This is a genomic window from Pseudomonas sp. Y3 TE3536 (assembly GCF_053629175.1).
This window is the reverse complement of the sequence record NZ_JBRJHU010000001.1, coordinates 4,039,051-4,057,410: the sequence shown is the minus strand read 5'-3', so window position 1 is coordinate 4,057,410 and position 18,360 is coordinate 4,039,051. Positions and strand designations below refer to the sequence as shown.

Annotated in this window: 15 protein-coding genes and 1 pseudogene; 9 read left to right on the top strand and 7 right to left on the bottom strand. The window is 62.3% G+C overall.

Features of this window, described 5'->3' with window-relative positions; all coding sequences use genetic code 11:
* Nucleotides 1-19 precede the first annotated feature (19 nt).
* From crcB to AB7M33_RS18225, 4 genes are all read right to left on the bottom strand, one after another.
* Nucleotides 20-394 (bottom strand): fluoride efflux transporter CrcB, encoded by a 375-nt coding sequence (crcB, locus tag AB7M33_RS18240; protein WP_027592729.1) that lies wholly within the window; start codon nucleotides 392-394, stop codon nucleotides 20-22.
* Nucleotides 391-1,716: a replication-associated recombination protein A gene (locus tag AB7M33_RS18235; RefSeq protein ID WP_085273001.1), complete on the bottom strand. Its 1,326-nt coding sequence runs from the start codon at nucleotides 1,714-1,716 to the stop codon at nucleotides 391-393. Before AB7M33_RS18235 ends, crcB begins: the two co-directional genes overlap by 4 nt.
* Nucleotides 1,717-1,728: 12 nt before the next feature.
* Nucleotides 1,729-2,352, bottom strand: a complete 624-nt coding sequence (gene lolA, locus AB7M33_RS18230) for an outer membrane lipoprotein chaperone LolA (protein ID WP_027592731.1) — start codon at nucleotides 2,350-2,352, stop codon at nucleotides 1,729-1,731.
* A 61-nt stretch (nucleotides 2,353-2,413) separates the two neighbouring features.
* On the bottom strand, nucleotides 2,414-4,825 hold the full coding sequence (locus AB7M33_RS18225) for a DNA translocase FtsK (protein ID WP_177323873.1): 2,412 nt from the start codon (nucleotides 4,823-4,825) through the stop codon (nucleotides 2,414-2,416).
* 403 nt (nucleotides 4,826-5,228) lie between these two features.
* Here AB7M33_RS18225 and aat point away from each other — a divergent pair, with 403 nt between their 5' ends.
* From aat to infA, 3 genes are all read left to right on the top strand, one after another.
* On the top strand, nucleotides 5,229-5,909 hold the full coding sequence (gene aat / locus AB7M33_RS18220) for a leucyl/phenylalanyl-tRNA--protein transferase (protein ID WP_085272999.1): 681 nt from the start codon (nucleotides 5,229-5,231) through the stop codon (nucleotides 5,907-5,909).
* Nucleotides 5,910-5,965: 56 nt separating this feature from the next.
* Nucleotides 5,966-6,673, top strand: coding sequence for an arginyltransferase (locus AB7M33_RS18215; protein ID WP_027592734.1), 708 nt, complete (start codon nucleotides 5,966-5,968; stop codon nucleotides 6,671-6,673).
* A 102-nt stretch (nucleotides 6,674-6,775) separates the two neighbouring features.
* Complete coding sequence (gene infA, locus AB7M33_RS18210; protein ID WP_002553999.1) at nucleotides 6,776-6,994, top strand: translation initiation factor IF-1; 219 nt, start codon at nucleotides 6,776-6,778, stop codon at nucleotides 6,992-6,994.
* A gap of 169 nt (nucleotides 6,995-7,163) precedes the next feature.
* On the opposite strand, the gene clpA is transcribed toward infA, so the two are convergent.
* Both clpA and clpS read right to left on the bottom strand, forming a co-directional pair.
* Complete coding sequence (gene clpA, locus AB7M33_RS18205; protein WP_027592735.1) at nucleotides 7,164-9,434, bottom strand: ATP-dependent Clp protease ATP-binding subunit ClpA; 2,271 nt, start codon at nucleotides 9,432-9,434, stop codon at nucleotides 7,164-7,166.
* A gap of 30 nt (nucleotides 9,435-9,464) precedes the next feature.
* Nucleotides 9,465-9,827 (bottom strand): ATP-dependent Clp protease adapter ClpS, encoded by a 363-nt coding sequence (gene clpS / locus AB7M33_RS18200; RefSeq protein ID WP_003251220.1) that lies wholly within the window; start codon nucleotides 9,825-9,827, stop codon nucleotides 9,465-9,467.
* Between the two features lie 230 nt (nucleotides 9,828-10,057).
* Between clpS and cspD the strand changes: the two are divergent.
* Nucleotides 10,058-10,316 (top strand): annotated as a pseudogene (gene cspD, locus AB7M33_RS18195) (cold shock domain-containing protein CspD); the annotation flags it as partial.
* A gap of 71 nt (nucleotides 10,317-10,387) precedes the next feature.
* Here cspD and icd read toward each other — a convergent pair.
* A complete protein-coding gene (icd, locus tag AB7M33_RS18190) occupies nucleotides 10,388-11,644 on the bottom strand; it encodes an NADP-dependent isocitrate dehydrogenase (protein WP_027592737.1) in 1,257 nt (418 codons plus the stop codon).
* 414 nt (nucleotides 11,645-12,058) lie between these two features.
* Here icd and AB7M33_RS18185 point away from each other — a divergent pair, with 414 nt between their 5' ends.
* The 5 genes from AB7M33_RS18185 to purB all read left to right on the top strand — a co-directional run bounded on the left by AB7M33_RS18185 (nucleotide 12,059) and on the right by purB (nucleotide 18,359).
* Entirely contained in the window at nucleotides 12,059-14,284 is a 2,226-nt protein-coding gene (locus tag AB7M33_RS18185) for an NADP-dependent isocitrate dehydrogenase (protein WP_454243238.1), read from the top strand.
* 220 nt (nucleotides 14,285-14,504) lie between these two features.
* Nucleotides 14,505-14,945 (top strand): NUDIX hydrolase, encoded by a 441-nt coding sequence (locus AB7M33_RS18180; protein WP_027592739.1) that lies wholly within the window; start codon nucleotides 14,505-14,507, stop codon nucleotides 14,943-14,945.
* Nucleotides 14,946-15,004: 59 nt separating this feature from the next.
* Nucleotides 15,005-16,129, top strand: a complete 1,125-nt coding sequence (gene mnmA, locus AB7M33_RS18175) for a tRNA 2-thiouridine(34) synthase MnmA (RefSeq protein ID WP_454243237.1) — start codon at nucleotides 15,005-15,007, stop codon at nucleotides 16,127-16,129.
* Entirely contained in the window at nucleotides 16,126-16,752 is a 627-nt protein-coding gene (gene hflD / locus AB7M33_RS18170) for a high frequency lysogenization protein HflD (RefSeq protein WP_027592741.1), read from the top strand. The genes mnmA and hflD overlap by 4 nt, the downstream gene beginning before the upstream one ends.
* A gap of 236 nt (nucleotides 16,753-16,988) precedes the next feature.
* Complete coding sequence (purB, locus tag AB7M33_RS18165) at nucleotides 16,989-18,359, top strand: adenylosuccinate lyase (protein ID WP_027592742.1); 1,371 nt, start codon at nucleotides 16,989-16,991, stop codon at nucleotides 18,357-18,359.
* Nucleotide 18,360 lies beyond the last annotated feature (1 nt).

The window sequence follows — 18,360 nt, the reverse complement described above, 5'->3', positions numbered from 1 at the left end:
GTTATGTGTAGGTGTTGGTTCAGAATCGGGTCAAGGACAGGCCAGCCCAAGTCGCGAGCAGCCCGCCCACCACGCTGATACCGGTATAGCCCAAAGCCAGGGGCATCTGCCCGCTTTCCATGAGGCGTACGGTATCGAGCGAAAAGGAGGAAAACGTGGTTAAGCCGCCCAGGAAACCGACGATCAGGCCCGCGCGCAGCTCGACCGGGACCAGGGGCTTGTGCAAAAACAGGCCATACAGCAGGCCGATCAACAGGCAGCCGATCAAATTGACCGCCAGCGTACCGAGATAGAAGTGCCGTGGCCAGTGGGCGACCACCCAGTTGGTGGTCGCAAAGCGCAGCAAAGTACCCGCGATACCGCCTGCACTGACAGCAGCGATCAGTGCAATCATGGTTTTCTCCGTTGACGGGGGCTGCTGCGATCCAGCTCGGCCAGGTGCCGCAGCTTCTCGCCGATTTTCAGCTCCAGGCCACGGGGTACGGGCTGGTAATACTGGCGGGGCTCAAGCTGATCGGGGAAGTAATCCTCGCCGGCAGCGTAGGCATCGGGCTCGTCATGGGCATAGCGGTATTCGTCGCCGTAGCCCAATTGCTTCATCAACTTGGTCGGGGCGTTACGCAGGTGCAGCGGCACTTCCAGCGAACCATGCTCGGCCGCCTCGCGCAGGGCAGTCTTGAAGCCCATGTACACCGCATTGCTCTTTGGCGCACAGGCGATATAGGTGATGGCCTGGGCAACGGCCAGCTCACCCTCGGGGCTGCCCAGGCGCTCTTGCACGTCCCACGCCGACAGGCACAGGCTCAGGGCACGCGGGTCGGCGTTGCCGATGTCTTCGCTGGCCATGCGCACCACGCGGCGGGCGATGTACAGCGGGTCGCACCCCCCATCGAGCATACGCGCGAACCAGTACAGCGCGGCATCGGGGTTGGAGCCACGCACCGATTTGTGCAACGCCGAGATCTGGTCATAGAACGCCTCGCCGCCCTTATCGAAGCGCCGACGGCTGTCACCGAGCAGGCTTTGCAGCAGCTCGACGCCAATTTCGCTGCCATCTTCAGCCAGGTCCGAGGCGTTTTCCAGAAAGTTGAGCATGCGCCGGCCATCGCCGTCGGCGGCCGCCATGAGCATCTTGAAGGCCTCGTCGCCCACCTGCAGGTTGTGCTTGCCCAGGCCGCGCTCTTCGCTCAAGGCACGGTCGACGAGCTTGCGCAGCGCCGGCTCGTCCAAGCTCTTGAGCACGTACACCCGCGCGCGCGAAAGCAACGCATTGTTGAGCTCGAAGGACGGGTTTTCGGTGGTGGCGCCAATGAAGATCAGCGTGCCGTCTTCCACGTAGGGCAAAAAGGCGTCCTGCTGCGACTTGTTGAAGCGGTGCACTTCGTCGACGAACAGGATGGTCCGTCGGCCATACTGGGCCGCCTGCTGCTTGGCCACCTCGACCGCCTGGCGAATCTCTTTGACCCCTGCCAGTACCGCCGAGACCGTTTCGAAGTGCGCGTCACAGAACTGCGCCAGCAGCCGCGCCAGGGTGGTCTTGCCCACCCCGGGCGGCCCCCAGAAGATCATCGAGTGCAACGCCCCCTGCTCCAGCGCCTCGCGCAGCGGCTTGCCGCGCGCCAGCAGGTGCTCCTGGCCAACGTACTCGTCCAGGTTGGACGGGCGCAGGCGAGCAGCCAGGGGCTGGGCGACGGGTTCGCTTCGAAACAGGTCCATCACGGGCTCCGGTTACTCCTGGATGATATCCGCGCCTTTCGGGACATCGAACTTGAACTTGCTGTCAGGCACTGCCTGGTTGGCCTTCACCCCGCTGAACAGGATGTTGGTCCGCTGGCCGACACTGTCGATCAGCTGCATGTCATTGATCAGGCCCTTGCGGAACGACACGCGCAGGGAGTCGAACAAGGTGTCCTTGGTTTTCGGCTTCAAGGTGAAATCCATGACTTCGCCCTGCTCCTTGGACGCGATGTCGAAGCTTTGGCTGATCTTCGACACGTCACCGGACAGCAGCAGCGCCGGGGTCTGGTTCAGGCGTACATCAAGCTTCTTGATGGTGGCCTGCTCAAGGTCCGGGTCCCACAGGGTGACCATCTTGCCATCAGACACCACCACCTGCTCCTGCGGGGCATCGGTGTGCCAGTAGAACAGGCCCGGGCGCTTGACGGTCATCTGGCCCTTGGTCTCCTGCAGGCTGGTGCCATCGGCACCCAGCGTCAGCTGAGAGAAATTGGCATCGATCGTCTGCGACTTTTCCAGCAACTGGGTCAGGCGCTTCACGTCCAACTCGCCGGCATGGGCCGACACAGAGCCCATGGCCAGGGCAGAAACCAACAGCATGCGAATCGCGCGCATGGAAATCCTCGTAGGACAGTAAATGAGCCAGGCGCCCAGCAGGCGCCCGGCAAGGTGTTCATCAATCGCGCGGGCCGCCTGGGGCTATCACTTCCCGCGAGCCGTTGCTGTTCATCGGGGTGACCACGCCGGCCATCTCCATTGCCTCGATCATGCGTGCGGCACGGTTGTAGCCGATCTTCAGCTTGCGCTGCACAGCGGAAATGGAGGCACGGCGGCTCTCGAGCACGAACTGCACGGCTTCATCATACAGTGCATCGCTTTCCGAATCGTCGCCGTCACCACCACCGCCGCCACCTTCGAAGCCGCTGCCGGCCTCTTCGACGCCGTTGAGGATGTCATCGTTGTAGTCCGGCGCGCCACGCAGCTTCCAGGCTTCCACTACGCGGTGCACTTCGTCATCGGAAACGAACGCACCGTGCACGCGGATCGGCAGACTGGTGCCGGGTGGCATGTACAGCATGTCACCGTGACCGAGCAACTGCTCGGCGCCACCCTGGTCGATGATGGTGCGGGAGTCGATCTTGCTCGACACCTGGAACGCCATGCGCGTCGGGATGTTGGCCTTGATCAGGCCGGTGATCACGTCAACCGACGGGCGCTGGGTGGCGAGGATCAGGTGAATACCGGCGGCCCGCGCTTTCTGGGCGATACGGGCGATCAGTTCTTCGACCTTTTTGCCGACGATCATCATCATGTCGGCGAATTCGTCGACCACCACCACGATGGTCGGCAGGGTCTTCAGCGCGGGTGGCTCGTCGTCCATGCTCTCGCGACGGTACAGCGGGTCGTGGATGACCTCGCCGGCCTCCTGAGCGTCTTTGATCTTGCGGTTGAAGCCGCCCAGGTTACGCACGCCCATCGCGGCCATCAGCTTGTAGCGGCGCTCCATCTCGGCGACGCTCCAGCGCAGCGCGTTGGCGGCGTCCTTCATGTCGGTGACCACCGGGCACAACAGGTGCGGGATGCCTTCGTAGATCGACAGTTCGAGCATCTTCGGGTCGATCATGATCAGCCGCGCGTCTTCCGGGCCGGACTTGAACAGGATCGACAGGATCATCGCGTTCACACCCACCGACTTACCAGAACCGGTGGTACCGGCCACCAGCAGGTGCGGCATCTTGGCCAGGTCGGTGATCACCGGTTTGCCACCGATGTCATGGCCCAAGGCCAACGCAACCGGCGACTTGGACTCGTCGAACTGCGGCGACGACAGCACTTCAGAGAAGCGCACCATCTGCCGGTTTTCGTTAGGGATCTCGATACCCACGGTGGTCTTGCCCGGGATCACCTCGACCACGCGCACGCTGGTCACCGCCAGCGAGCGCGCCAGGTCCTTGGCCAGGTTGGCGATACGGCTGACCTTGACCCCTGCCGCGGGCTGGATTTCGTAGCGGGTAATGACCGGGCCTGGGTGGATGGAGTCCACCGAGACTTCCACGCCGAATTCCTTGAGCTTGATTTCCAGCAACTGGCCAACACCGGCCAGGGATTCTGGCGAGTACTCGATCTTTTTCTGCTCGGCCGGATCGAGAATGGAGATCGACGGCAACGTGCCTTCCACAGCGCTGTCGACGAACAGCGGGGTCTGTTTTTCCTTCATCACCCGCTTGCTCGGCTCCGGCGCCTTGGCCGGGGCTGGCGGGATGATCACTGGCGCCGCAGGTTGCTCGCGGGGCACCACTGTCTCGCGCGCCACCACGGGTTCGCGCGGTGGGGCAGGCCGGGCGGGCGCCTCTTCGCGCTCGACGCTACGCTCACGCAGCTGAGGCTTGACCGGCTCGCGCTTCTGCGCAGCCGCTGGCGCGGTGTTGAAACTCGGTTCATCCACCTCACGCAATTGCGCCTCCAGGCGCTTGCGCTCGTTGCGGGCTTCCCACCAGCGGTTGGCGGCGCCTTGCACCAGCTCGAACAGGTCGAGGGTGATCTTGCCGGTAAGGTCCATCACTTTGAACCAGGACAGGTCGGTGAACACCGTCAGGCCAAACAGGAACAGGGCAATGAACATCAACGTGCTGCCCTGCACGTTCAACAGGCTGCGCGCCAGTTCGCCCAGGCTTTCGCCGAGGGCACCGCCCGCGGAGAACGGAATGCTCGCCGGCGGGTGGAAATGGATATGCGCCAGGGCTGCGCCCGACAGCACCAGGAACACCAGCCCGATCAGGCGCCAGGAGAACAGCCAGCCGCTCCACTCCCAGGGTTGGTGGCGCTCGCGGAAGATCTGCCAGGTCTTGATCGCCAGCAACAGCGGGAAGATGTAGGCGAAATAGCCCAGCACCATGAACAGGATGTCGGCGAAGTAGGCCCCTGCTCGCCCGGCGGCGTTTTGCACCTGGTCAATGTTGCTGGTGTGGCTGAAGCCAGGGTCGGAAGTGTCGTACGTCAGCAGCGCCATCCACAGGTACAGGCACAGGGCGCCGACAGCGATCAACGCACCTTCCTTGAGACGATAGTGCAGCTGCTGCCGCCACATAGGCACTGGCAAGGGAGCTGGAGTTGCGGTGGATTTCTTCAAAACGCGTCTATTCCTGCGCGTGCTGCGCGTCCAATAGTGATCGGCCGGTGTCTGGCCAATGAACCACTACTTTTAACATTACTGCCCGCCAGCCGCCATGGCGGCGCGCCGCACATGGGCTTGAGGGGGCTGCTTTCACTTAGCTGCAATTTGAGCATGCATTTTCTTTTGTGACAAAGGCTTATGCTGTGTTTTTGCACAGGTGTGACAGCAAATGTCCCGGATGGTGCCTGAGGCCTCATGAATGTGTAGGAAAATGCCTAAAGGGCTGCCTGCGCTACGGCGAATGAACCGCAGTGATTGACCCTGCTTTTCAGCCACGCCATGCTGACCACTCCCCTCCCCCACCGCACGATAGACCATGCTTACCTGGCTGACCCGCGACTCGCTGACCTTTCCACCCCTGGAAAAGGCCCTGCACGAACCCAACGGCTTGCTCGCCGCCGGCGGCGACCTGAGCCCCGAGCGCCTGGTGCAGGCCTATCGCCACGGCTGCTTCCCCTGGTACCAGGACGGCCAGCCGATCCTCTGGTGGTCGCCCAACCCTCGCACCGTGCTGCTGCCAGACGAACTGCACGTCTCGCGCTCGCTGGCCAAGTTCATGCGCCAGGGCCACTACCAGGTCAGTTTCGACACCGACTTCGCCGGCGTGATCGCCGCCTGCGCCGCGCCGCGTGACTACGCCGACGGCACCTGGATCACCGACACCCTGCGCGCGGCCTACTGCGAGCTGCACCGGCTCGGCTACGCCCATTCGGTGGAGGTGCGCCAGGACGGTGAGCTGGTCGGCGGCCTGTACGGCCTGGCCATGGGCCGCCTGTTCTTCGGCGAATCGATGTTCAGCCGCGCCGACAATGCCTCCAAGGTCGGCTTCGTGACGCTGGTCGCACACCTGCGCCAGGCCGGTTTTGTGCTGATCGACTGCCAGATGCCGACCAACCACCTGCACAGCCTTGGCGCGCGCGCCATCAGCCGCGCCGACTTTGCCGACTACCTGGCACGCTACCTCGACCAGCCCAACAGCGCCACCTGGGTTCCCTAGGCGAGTTCTCAGAGCTGGCTTACACTTAAGGCAAAGTCTCACCGAAGGGGTTGATCATGACAGAGTTGGCGCGGTTGAAGTTTTATGCCACTCAACCCCACTCCTGCAGCTACCTGCCCGAGGAGCAGGCAACCACGCTGTTTCTCGACCCCAGCCAGCCAATGGACGTGAACGTGTACGCCGACCTGTCGGAGATGGGTTTTCGGCGCAGTGGCGATCACCTGTACCGCCCCCATTGCCAAAACTGCAACGCCTGTGTGCCAGCACGCATTCCGGCGGCGCGCTTCATCCCCAACCGCCAGCAACGGCGCATTCTCAAGCGCAACGCCGACTTGACCGTGACCGCCGCACGCCCGGCGTTCAAGGAAGAGTATTTCGACCTGTACCGGCGCTACATCGAAACCCGTCATGCCGACGGCGACATGTACCCGCCCAGCCGTGATCAGTTTTCCACCTTCCTGGTACGTGACCTGCCCTTCTGCTGGTTCTACGAGTTCCGCCTGGCAGGGCGCCTGCTGGCGGTGGCGGTATGCGACCTGCTGCCCAACGGCTTGTCGGCGGTCTACACCTTCTACGAGCCCGACGAAGAGCGCCGCAGCCTGGGCCGTTTCGCCATCCTCTGGCAGATCACCGAAGCCCTTCGGCAGAACCTGGAGGCGGTTTACCTCGGGTACTGGATCAAGAACTGCAAGAAGATGAACTACAAGACCCAGTATCGCCCCATCGAGCTGCTGATCAACCAGCGCTGGGTCACCCTCAACTGAAAGCATTGGCTTGAAATACTATTTTCCGGCATAATCCACGCCACTTTTTTGCCCGGTGCGGTTATGCGTCGGGCCAACACTGGACACCGAGGGCTCAACTGCATGTCGAAAGAAGACAGCTTCGAAATGGAAGGTACTGTCGTCGACACCCTGCCCAACACCATGTTCCGCGTGGAGTTGGAAAACGGGCACGTCGTAACCGCGCACATCTCCGGAAAGATGCGCAAGAACTACATCCGTATTCTCACTGGCGACAAGGTCCGCGTCGAACTGACACCTTACGACCTGAGCAAAGGCCGCATCACGTATCGTGCGCGCTAAGCCTAAGCCATGAAAAAGCCCGGCCAAGTGCCGGGCTTTTTTGTGCCTTCAAGAATGGCTGGGGCTGCTTTGCAGCCCATTCGCAGCGCAAGGCTGCTCCTACCTGGGAATGTGACACCCTGTAGGAGCAGCCTTGCGCTGCGAATGGGCCGCAAAGCGGCCCCCGCCATCACGCCACCTCAGCCGTGGTCTCGAAGTCAAACACCAACTCGCCATCGCGCAAGTCGACGTGCACCACGCCGCCATGCTCGGCCAGCTCACCGAACAGGATCTCTTCAGCCAGCGGCCGCTTGATCTTGTCCTGGATCAGCCGCGCCATCGGCCGTGCACCCATCTGCACATCGTAGCCCGACGCCGCCAGCCAGCCGCGTGCTTCATCACTGACCTCCAACAGCACACGTTTATCTTCCAGCTGCGCCTGCAGTTCGATAAGGAACTTGTCGACGATGCTCTTGATGGTTTCGTGGCTCAGGCGGCCAAACTGGATGATGGTGTCCAGGCGGTTGCGGAACTCCGGCGTGAAGCTCTTGCGAATGACTTCCATGGCATCGGACGCATGGTCCTGATGGGTAAACCCGATCGAAGCCCGCGCCGCAGTCTCTGCCCCGGCGTTGGTGGTCATGATCAGGATCACGTTACGGAAGTCTGCCTTACGCCCGTTGTTGTCGGTCAGCGTGCCGTGGTCCATCACCTGCAGCAGCAGGTTGAAGACTTCAGGGTGCGCCTTCTCGATTTCGTCCAGCAGCAACACGCAATGCGGCTGCTTAGTGATTGCCTCGGTCAACAGGCCACCCTGGTCGAACCCGACGTAGCCTGGCGGTGCACCAATCAAGCGCGAAACCGTATGCCGCTCCATGTACTCGGACATGTCGAAGCGCACCAGTTCCACACCCAGCGCCTTGGCCAACTGCCGCGCCGCTTCGGTCTTGCCGACACCGGTAGGCCCGGCGAACAGGAACGAACCCACCGGCTTGTCGGGCGCCTTGAGCCCCGCACGGGACAGCTTGATCGCCGTCGCCAGCGAGTCGATGGCCGCGTCCTGCCCGAACACGGTCAGCTTCAGGTCACGCTCAAGGTTGCGCAGCAGCTCCTTGTCGGAACTGGTGACATGCTTTGGCGGAATCCGCGCGATCTTGGCGACAATGTCTTCGACTTGTGGCACTTCAATACGCTTGACTCGGTTTGCCTCAGGCTGCAGGCGCTGGTAGGCACCCGCCTCGTCGATCACGTCGATGGCCTTGTCCGGCATGTGCCGGTCGTTGATGTAGCGCGAGGCCAGTTCTGCAGCGGCGCGCAGGGCTTCATCGCTGTACTCGATGTTGTGGTGGCTCTCGAACCGGCCCTTGAGCCCGCGCAGGATCCCCACGGTGTCTTCCACCGAAGGCTCGCTGACATCGACCTTCTGGAAACGCCGTGCCAGGGCACGGTCCTTCTCGAAGATGCCGCGGAATTCCTGGAAGGTGGTCGAACCGATGCAGCGAATGTCGCCAGACGACAGCAGCGGCTTGAGCAGGTTGGACGCATCCATGACCCCACCGGAAGCCGCACCGGCGCCGATGATGGTGTGGATCTCGTCAATAAACAGGATCGCCTGCGGGCGTTTGCGCAGTTCGCCGAGCAGCGCCTTGAAGCGCTTCTCGAAGTCGCCGCGGTACTTGGTACCGGCCAGCAGTGCACCCAGGTCGAGGGAATACACCACGCTCTGGGCCAGCAGGTCAGGCACCTGGCCGTCGACGATACGCTTGGCCAGGCCTTCTGCGATGGCCGTCTTGCCCACCCCGGCCTCACCAACCAGCAGCGGGTTGTTTTTGCGCCGGCGCGCCAGGATCTGCGCAACACGCTCGACTTCCTGCTCACGACCCACCAGCGGGTCGATGCGCCCGGCACGTGCCAGTTCGTTCAGGTTGCTGGCATAGGCATCCAGCGGGTTGCTCGACGATGACGTTTCGCCACCGTCCTCGTCCTGCATCTCCTGGTCGCCTTCGGTGTTGGGGCCATGGCCCGGCACCTTGGAAATACCGTGAGCGATGTAGTTGACCACGTCGATACGGGCCACGCTCTGCTGCTTGAGCAGAAACACGGCCTGGCTTTCCTGTTCGCTGAAGATCGCCACCAGCACATTGGCGCCGGTCACTTCGCGCTTGCCGGAGCTCTGCACATGGAACACGGCACGCTGCAGCACACGCTGGAAGCCCAGGGTAGGCTGGGTTTCGCGGTCTTCGTCGTTGACCGGAATCAGGGGTGTGGTGGAATCGATGAACTCTTGCAGGTCGTGCTTGAGTTTGTCGAGATTGGCGCCACAGGCGCGCAGAACGGTCGCAGCAGCCTCATTGTCAAGGAGTGCCAGCAGCAGATGTTCGACGGTCATGAACTCATGACGCTTCGAACGAGCCTCCTTGAAGGCCAGATTGAGGGTGACTTCGAGCTCGCGGTTTAACATAGCTTCACCTCATACCCAAGTGGTCGGCGATTAACCGTCCTTCTCGATTTCACAGAGTAGCGGATGCTGGCTTTCCCTGGCGTATTGGTTGACCTGCATGGCCTTTGTTTCGGCGATGTCACGGGTAAACAATCCGCACACTGCCCGCCCCTCGGTATGGACGGTCAGCATGATCTTGGTCGCCAGCTCGCGGTTCAGACTGAAGAACGTCTCGAGCACTTCGACGACGAAATCCATTGGTGTGTAGTCATCGTTGAACAAAACCACCTTGTACATCGGTGGCGCCTGCAGGATCGGCTTGGCTTCCTGGACAGCAAGACCTGAGCCGTCGTCCTCATTCGATTGCGGGCGATCCTGATTGAATGTTAGTCGAATCTCACTAGGTGCATGCATGGAAAGAATTTCATCATGATCGACAGGTTAAAGTTGTGGGTTGAGCGCAAAGTCAGCCTCCGGCGCACGCGCCGCATGACCTTGACTATCGGCAAAACGGTGTTACAACCAATAAGAACCCACCGTGGTCGATAAAGATCCGCGCAGTCAACCAGATTTTTCGCATGGTTCGTATGCGGATGAAGTGGATGATACTCCAGTGATGGAGTCCTTTGCAGAGGGACATAGGGATGGCAAGCGGTAAAGTCAAGTGGTTCAACAATGCCAAGGGCTACGGATTCATCAACGAGGAAGGTAAATCCGATGACCTTTTCGCTCATTACTCGGCCATCCAGATGGACGGATACAAGACGCTGAAGGCTGGCCAGTCCGTGGAGTTCGACATCATCCAGGGCCCCAAAGGCCTGCACGCGGTCAACATAAAGGACGCCGCTGCCGCTGCGGCTGCCAAGGCCCAAGGCCAGACCGCAAGCGAAACCGCCAGAGCCTGACCACTGCTCCGTGTGGGTATACGAAAAAACCGGTCGCCTCTTTAGCCAGGCGACCGGTTTTCTCTTGCCTCACATATGCTTGATCATCTCATCGCCAAAGCCCGAGCTGCCCACCAGCGTCGCCCCGTCCATCAGGCGTTCGAAGTCATAGGTCACGGTCTTGGCGGCAATCGCGCCATTGGTGCCCTTGATGATCAGGTCGGCCGCCTCGGTCCAGCCCATGTGGCGCAGCATCATCTCTGCAGACAGAATCACTGACCCCGGGTTGACCTTGTCCTGCCCGGCGTACTTGGGCGCGGTGCCGTGGGTGGCCTCGAACATGGCCACGGTATCGGACAGGTTGGCACCCGGCGCAATGCCAATACCACCCACCTCTGCCGCCAGGGCGTCGGACAGGTAGTCGCCATTGAGGTTGAGGGTGGCGATCACGTCGTATTCAGCTGGGCGCAGCAGGATCTGCTGGAGCATGGCGTCGGCGATGGCATCCTTGACGATGACCTCACGCCCAGTCTTGGGGTTTTTGAACGTCATCCAGGGGCCGCCGTCGAGCAGCTCGGCAGCAAACTCGTCACGGGCCACCTCGTAGCCCCAATCCTTGAAGGCCCCTTCGGTGAACTTCATGATGTTGCCCTTGTGCACCAGGGTCAGCGACTCGCGGTCGTTGTCCACCACGTATTGCAGAGCCTTGCGCACCAAGCGCTTGGTGCCCTCGCGGGAAACGGGTTTGACGCCGATACCGCAGTCCTGGTCGAAACGGATCTTGGTGACGCCCATTTCCTCCTTGAGGAACTTGATCACCTTGTTCGCCTCGGGCGAACCGGCTTTCCATTCGATGCCGGCGTAGATGTCTTCGGAGTTCTCGCGGAAGATCACCATGTCGACATCGCCCGGTTTTTTCACCGGGCTCGGCACGCCCTGGAACCACACCACCGGGCGCAGGCACACGTACAGGTCAAGCTGCTGGCGCAACGCCACGTTCAGCGAGCGGATACCGCCCCCAACCGGCGTGGTCAGCGGGCCCTTGATCGACACCACGTACTCGCGCACTGCATCGAGGGTTTCCTGCGGCAGCCAGGTGTCCTGGTCATAGACCTGGGTGGCCTTCTCGCCCGCGTACACCTCCATCCAGGCAATCTTGCGCTTGCCGCCGTAGGCCTTCTGCACGGCGGCGTCCACGACCTTGATCATCACCGGCGAGACATCGACGCCAATCCCATCGCCTTCGATATAAGGAATGATGGGGTTATCGGGCACATTGAGCGAATGGTCTGCATTGACGGTGATCTTGGTGCCGTCGGTCGGAACCTTGATTTTCTGGTATCCCATGCTTGCACTACTCCGCTTTCGGGTGTGATTGGACATCCTGCAATCCAATGAGCCTAAACCACATCTGCTGACCTGCAAGGGCTGCGACATCGCGCCACATTGCCCCTACGTCTTTGGTCTTATAAATGGCGCCGATGTCACTTGGCCTTGCTGATTAGCCCAAAGGGTTTGATATACTCCGCCGCGACCGAAGGGTCATTGGGGCGATCCCTAGGAAAATGCGGCTCGCCCTTGGCCAAGAACGGCCACAAAGCCTGGGCTGTTACCGCAGCTCAGCACTTGACGCTCGACTGATGCATCCACCATCACCGCTCGCAGCCTCTCGACTTTCCGCTCATGGCGTCGCCAGGGCGAAGCGCCTACCCTGCGCACCTCGAGACTCGAGTACGCTCAGCACATAGAGAGTTAACCCGCATGCCCACCCGTTCCAAGATCATCTATACCTTCACCGACGAAGCCCCCGCCCTCGCCACCTACTCGCTGCTGCCGATCGTCGAAGCCTTCACCGCTTCCGCTGACATCGCCGTCGAAACTCGCGACATCTCCCTGGCCGGCCGTATCCTCGCGGCATTCCCGGAGCAACTGGGCGCCGAGAAGCAAGTAGGCGATCACCTGGCGGAACTGGGCCAACTGGCTACCACGCCTGAAGCGAACATCATCAAGCTGCCGAACATCAGCGCCTCGGTACCGCAGCTCAAGGCCGCGATCAAGGAACTGCAAGGCAAGGGCTTCAACATCCCTGACTACGCCGACGAGCCGTCCACCGAGGCCGAAAAAGAATCTCGCGCCCGTTACGACCGCATCAAAGGCAGCGCCGTTAACCCGGTACTGCGCGAAGGCAACTCTGACCGCCGCGCGCCGCTGTCGGTCAAGAACTACGCACGCAAGCACCCGCACAAGATGGGCGCCTGGGCTTCCGACTCGCAGTCGCACGTTGCCCACATGACCCAAGGCGACTTCTACGGCAGCGAAAAGGCCGCCCTGATCGAGGCTGACGACAGCCTGCGCATCGAGCTGGTCGCCAAAGACGGCACCACCACCGTCCTGAAAGCCAAGACCGCGGTCAAGGCTGCCGAAATCGTCGACTGCGCGACCATGAGCCGCAAAGCCCTGAAAGCCTTCATCGCCGAGCAGATCGCCGATGCCAAGGCCTCCGGCGTGCTGCTGTCGGTGCACCTGAAAGCCACCATGATGAAGGTCTCCGACCCGATCATGTTCGGCGTCATCGTCGAAGAGTTTTATAACGACGTGCTGGCCAAGCACGCCGCTGCACTGGCTGAAGTGGGCTTCAACGCCAACAACGGCATCGGCGACCTGTACGCCCGCATCAAGGACCTGCCAGCTGACAAGCAGGCCGAGATCGAAGCCGACATCCAGGCCCTGTACGCCGTTCGCCCGGCCCTGGCCATGGTCAACTCCGACAAAGGCATCACCAACCTGCACGTGCCGAGCGACGTCATCGTCGACGCCTCGATGCCGGCCATGATCCGTGACTCGGGCAAAATGTGGAACACCGCCGGTGAGCTGCAAGACGCCAAGGCGATCATCCCGGACCGTTGCTACGCCGGCATCTACCAGGCCACCATCGAAGACTGCAAAGTCAACGGTGCCTTCGACCCGACCACCATGGGCAGCGTGCCGAACGTTGGCCTGATGGCGCAGAAAGCCGAAGAGTACGGCTCCCACGACAAGACCTTCCAGATCCAGGCCGATGGCGTGGTTCGTGTGGTCGATGGCAAAGGCCAGGTCGTGCTGCAGCAGAACGTCGAAGCTGGTGACATCTTCCGCATGTGCCAGACCAAAGACGCGCCGATCCAAGACTGGGTCAAGCTGGCCGTCAACCGTGCCCGCCTGAGCAACACCCCGGCGGTGTTCTGGCTGGACCCGGCTCGCGCCCACGACGGCGTGATGATCGAGAAAGTCCAGAAGTACCTGAAGGATCACGACACCGCTGGCCTGGACATCCGTGTCCTGGCACCGGTCGATGCCATCAAGTTCTCCCTGGCTCGCATCCGCGAAGGCAAGGACACCATCTCGGTGACCGGCAACGTGCTGCGCGACTACCTGACCGACCTGTTCCCGATCATGGAGCTGGGCACCAGCGCCAAGATGCTGTCGATCGTCCCGCTGATGAACGGCGGTGGCCTGTTCGAAACCGGCGCTGGCGGTTCGGCACCGAAGCACGTGCAGCAGCTGGTTGAAGAGAACTTCCTGCGTTGGGACTCGCTGGGTGAATTCCTGGCCCTGGCCGCTTCCCTGGAGCACCTGGGCAACACCTACGACAACCCGCGCGCCAAAGTCCTGGCCAATACCCTGGACCAGGCCACCGGCAAGTTCCTCGACACCAACAAGTCGCCTTCGCGCAAAGTCGGTGGTATCGACAACCGCGGCAGCCACTTCTACCTGACCCTGTACTGGGCCGAGGCCCTGGCTGCTCAGGCTGACGACGCCGCCCTGCAGGCGCGCTTCGCACCGCTGGCAAAAGCCCTGGCCGAGAACGAAGCGACCATCGTCGCCGAGCTCAACGCCGTTCAAGGCAAGCCGGCCGACATCGGTGGCTACTACGCCCCGAATGCCGAGCTGACCGCCAAGGTGATGCGCCCAAGCCAGACCTTCAACAGCGCCATTGCCGCCCTGTAAGGTCCGCTTGAAGTAACCCCACAAACCCCGGCCACGCACCGGGGTTTGTGCTTTCTGGAATTCCTGTTTGCCCCCTTGGGGCTGCTTTGCAGCCCTTTCGCGACACAAGGCCGCTCCCACAGGGGATGTGCTCGACTGAAGGCTGCACCACACCGGTGGGAGCGGCCTTGTGTCGCGAAAGGACCGCGCAGCGGTCCCAAGATTTTAAAGGACACTATCAATGACCTGGCAACCCCACATCACCGTCGCCACCCTCGTCGAGCACGAAGGTAAATTCCTGTTCGTCGAAGAATTCAAAGCCGGCCAGCACGTCTTCAACCAACCCGCCGGCCACCTCGAACCCAACGAAACCCTGCCCCAGGCCGCCCTGCGCGAAACCCTCGAAGAAACCGCCTGGGAAGTCGAACTGACCGGCGTGGTCGGCATCTACCTGTACACCGCCCCCAGCAATGGCGTGACTTATCAGCGCATCTGCTTCGCCGCCCGCCCCGTGCGCCACCATGCCGACCTGGCACTGGACAGCGACATCGTCCGCGCCGTCTGGCTGACCCGCGACGAGCTGCTGGCCGACCCCACCCGCTGGCGCAGCGAGCTGGTGCCGCGCTGCCTCGACGACTACCTCGCCGGCCCGCTGCACAGCCTCACGCTGCTGCGCGACTGACGTGCAGCCTCGGGTTTGATAGAATCGGCGTTTTTCCCCTCTGATACACATCGGTAGCCATGACCAGCCCAGCACTCAAAGACCCCGCCAAGACCCGCGTCATCGTCGGCATGTCCGGCGGCGTGGACTCCTCCGTCTCCGCCCTTCTGCTCATGGAGCAGGGCTACCAGGTGGAAGGGCTGTTCATGAAGAACTGGGAAGAGGACGACGGCACCGAATACTGCACCGCCCGCGAAGACCTGGCCGACGCCCGGGCCGTGTGCGACCGCATCGGCATCAAGCTGCACACCGCCAACTTCGCCGCCGAGTACTGGGACCACGTCTTTGAGCACTTCCTCGAAGAGTACAAAGCCGGCCGCACGCCTAACCCGGACATCCTCTGCAACCGCGAAATCAAGTTCAAGGCGTTCCTTGACTACGCCCTGTCGCTGGGCGCCGACCTGATCGCCACCGGCCACTACGTGCGCCGACGCGACACCGGCGCGCTCACCGAACTGCTCAAGGGGCTGGACCCGAACAAGGACCAGAGCTACTTCCTGCATGCGGTTGGCGGCAAAGAAATCGCCCGCACCCTGTTCCCGGTCGGCGAGCTGGAAAAGCCAGAGGTGCGCGCCATTGCCGAAAAGCATGGCCTGGCCACCGCCAAGAAGAAAGACTCCACCGGTATCTGCTTCATCGGCGAGCGCCGCTTCAGCGACTTCCTCAAGCAGTACCTCCCAGCCCAGCCCGGTGAAATCCAGACCACCGACGGCGAAGTCATCGGCCGCCACCATGGCCTGATGTACCACACCATCGGCCAGCGCCAGGGCCTGGGTATCGGCGGCCTGAAGGACGCTGGCGACGAGCCGTGGTACGTGCTGCACAAGGACCTGGCCCGCAATGTGTTGGTGGTCGGCCAGGGCAATGAACACCCTTGGCTGTTCTCCCGCGCCCTGCTCGCCTCGGAAATCTACTGGGTCAACCCGATCGACCTCAGCAGCCCGCGCAAGCTCACCGCCAAGGTGCGCTACCGCCAGAGCGACCAGCACTGCACCCTGGAACTGACCGAGAGCGGTTACCGCGCCGTGTTCGACGAACCGCAACGCGCGGTCACCCCAGGCCAGTCGGTGGTGTTCTATGACGGTGAGGTGTGCCTGGGCGGCGGCGTGATCGAGACTGCCGAGCCCTGGAGCCCGCGCGCATGAGCAACCTGCAGGAGCAATTGATTGCCCTGGGCGGCGTGTTCCAGGCCGCCGTGCTGGTCGACCGCATCGCCCGCACCGGCCAGGCCAGCGAGGCCAACATCGGCTGCATGCTGGGTAGCCTGCTGGTGCGCGACCCCAAGGACACCCTGGAGGTGTTCGGCGGTGACGACCTCAACCTGCGGGACGGCTACCGCGCCCTGGTCGGCGCCCTGGAGCGCGACCCCAGCAGCCTGCAGCGCGAGCCCCTGCGCTATGCCCTGTCCATGTTGGGCCTGGAACGCCAACTGGCCAAGCGCGGCGACCTGCTCGACACCATCGGCAACCGCCTGCCGCAGATCCAGTCACAGGCCGACCATTTTGGCCTGGTTCATGAAAACGTCATCGCCTCCAGTGGCGCCTTGTACCAGGACACCCTGAGCACCTTGCGCCAGCGTATCCAGGTACACGGCGACATGCGCTTCCTGCAGCAGGCCAGCAATGCCTCCAAAATCCGCGCCCTGCTGCTGGCCGGCATCCGCGCCGCGCGCCTGTGGCGCCAGCTGGGTGGCCATCGCTGGCAGCTGGTGTTCAGCCGTCGCAAGCTGCTGAACGAACTGTACGACATGATGCGTACGCCTTCCTGAAGGCAACGCCGACCCTTGTAGGAGCAGCCTTGTGCTGCGAATGGGCTGCACAGCAGCCCCAGCCTCTCAAACATTGCCGGGGCTGCTGCGCAACCCTTTCGCGACACAAGGCCGCTCCCACAAAGGCACTGCGAGATGTTTTTATAGGCCCGACCTTTGGTCAGCCACCCGACCCGGGCGCTTTTTTCATGTATGATATGCGCCCTTCCAAAAGCCTGACTGTCCGAGAACACCCCATGCAGCTTTCCTCGCTCACTGCGGTTTCCCCTGTAGACGGCCGTTATGCCGGCAAAACCCAGGCCTTGCGCCCCATTTTCAGCGAATACGGCCTGATCCGTTTCCGCGCCCTGGTCGAAGTGCGCTGGTTGCAGCGCCTGGCCGCCCACCCGCAGATCGGCGAAGTGCCGGCGTTCTCCGCCGAAGCCAACGCCCTGCTGGACACCCTGGCCACCGACTTCAAGCTCGAGCATGCCGAACGCGTCAAGGAAATCGAGCGCACCACCAACCACGACGTCAAGGCCATCGAGTACCTGCTCAAAGAGCAGGCTGCCCAACTGCCTGAGCTGGCCAAGGTTAGCGAGTTCATCCACTTCGCCTGCACCAGCGAGGACATCAACAACCTGTCCCACGCCCTGATGCTGCGCGCTGGCCGCGACGACGTGCTGCTGCCGCTGATGCGCCAGATCGCCGACGCCATCCGCGCCCAGGCCCACGCCTTGGCCGACGTGCCGATGCTGTCGCGCACCCACGGCCAACCGGCTTCGCCGACCACCCTGGGTAAAGAGCTGGCCAACGTCGTGTACCGCCTGGAGCGCCAGATCGCTCAGGTAGCCGCCGTGCCACTGCTGGGCAAGATCAACGGCGCCGTGGGCAACTACAACGCCCACCTGTCGGCCTACTCGCAGATCGACTGGGAAGCCAACGCCCGCGCCTTCATCGAAGACGAGCTGGGCCTGCAGTTCAACCCGTACACCACGCAGATCGAGCCGCACGACTACATCGCCGAGCTGTTCGACGCGATCGCCCGCTTCAACACCATCCTCATCGACTTCGACCGCGACGTCTGGGGCTACATCTCCCTGGGCTACTTCAAGCAGAAGACCGTCGCCGGTGAAATCGGCTCGTCGACCATGCCGCACAAGGTCAACCCGATCGACTTCGAGAACTCCGAAGGCAACCTGGGTATCGCCAATGCGCTGTTCCAGCACCTGGCCAGCAAGCTGCCGATCTCGCGCTGGCAGCGCGACCTGACCGACTCCACCGTGCTGCGCAACCTGGGCGTGGGCTTCGCTCACAGCGTCATCGCCTACGAAGCCAGCCTGAAGGGCATCGGCAAGCTGGAAGTCAACACCGCACGTATCGCCGCCGACCTGGACGCCTGCTGGGAAGTCCTGGCCGAGCCGATCCAGACCGTCATGCGCCGCTTCAACATCGAGAACCCGTACGAGAAGCTCAAAGAGCTGACCCGTGGCAAGGGCATCACCCCTGAGGCGCTGCTGACCTTCATCGACGGCCTGGACATGCCAGCCGACGCCAAGGCCGAGCTCAAGCAGCTGACCCCTGCCACTTACATCGGTAACGCGGCAGCGCAGGCCAAACGCATCTAAG

Bases quoted from the DNA above. Each gene is read 5' to 3' on its own strand.
- crcB (WP_027592729.1), bottom strand. From the start codon at position 394: ATGATTGCACTGATCGCTGCTGTCAGTGCAGGCGGTATCGCGGGTACT.
- mnmA (WP_454243237.1), top strand. From the start codon at position 15,005: ATGACCAGCCCAGCACTCAAAGACCCCGCCAAGACCCGCGTCATCGTC.
- clpS (WP_003251220.1), bottom strand. From the start codon at position 9,827: ATGCATGCACCTAGTGAGATTCGACTAACATTCAATCAGGATCGCCCG.
- AB7M33_RS18225 (WP_177323873.1), bottom strand. From the start codon at position 4,825: ATGTGGCGGCAGCAGCTGCACTATCGTCTCAAGGAAGGTGCGTTGATC.
- lolA (WP_027592731.1), bottom strand. From the start codon at position 2,352: ATGCGCGCGATTCGCATGCTGTTGGTTTCTGCCCTGGCCATGGGCTCT.
- purB (WP_027592742.1), top strand. From the start codon at position 16,989: ATGCAGCTTTCCTCGCTCACTGCGGTTTCCCCTGTAGACGGCCGTTAT.
- AB7M33_RS18185 (WP_454243238.1), top strand. From the start codon at position 12,059: ATGCCCACCCGTTCCAAGATCATCTATACCTTCACCGACGAAGCCCCC.
- icd (WP_027592737.1), bottom strand. From the start codon at position 11,644: ATGGGATACCAGAAAATCAAGGTTCCGACCGACGGCACCAAGATCACC.
- clpA (WP_027592735.1), bottom strand. From the start codon at position 9,434: ATGTTAAACCGCGAGCTCGAAGTCACCCTCAATCTGGCCTTCAAGGAG.
- aat (WP_085272999.1), top strand. From the start codon at position 5,229: ATGCTTACCTGGCTGACCCGCGACTCGCTGACCTTTCCACCCCTGGAA.
- AB7M33_RS18215 (WP_027592734.1), top strand. From the start codon at position 5,966: ATGACAGAGTTGGCGCGGTTGAAGTTTTATGCCACTCAACCCCACTCC.
- AB7M33_RS18180 (WP_027592739.1), top strand. From the start codon at position 14,505: ATGACCTGGCAACCCCACATCACCGTCGCCACCCTCGTCGAGCACGAA.
- infA (WP_002553999.1), top strand. From the start codon at position 6,776: ATGTCGAAAGAAGACAGCTTCGAAATGGAAGGTACTGTCGTCGACACC.
- AB7M33_RS18235 (WP_085273001.1), bottom strand. From the start codon at position 1,716: ATGGACCTGTTTCGAAGCGAACCCGTCGCCCAGCCCCTGGCTGCTCGC.
- hflD (WP_027592741.1), top strand. From the start codon at position 16,126: ATGAGCAACCTGCAGGAGCAATTGATTGCCCTGGGCGGCGTGTTCCAG.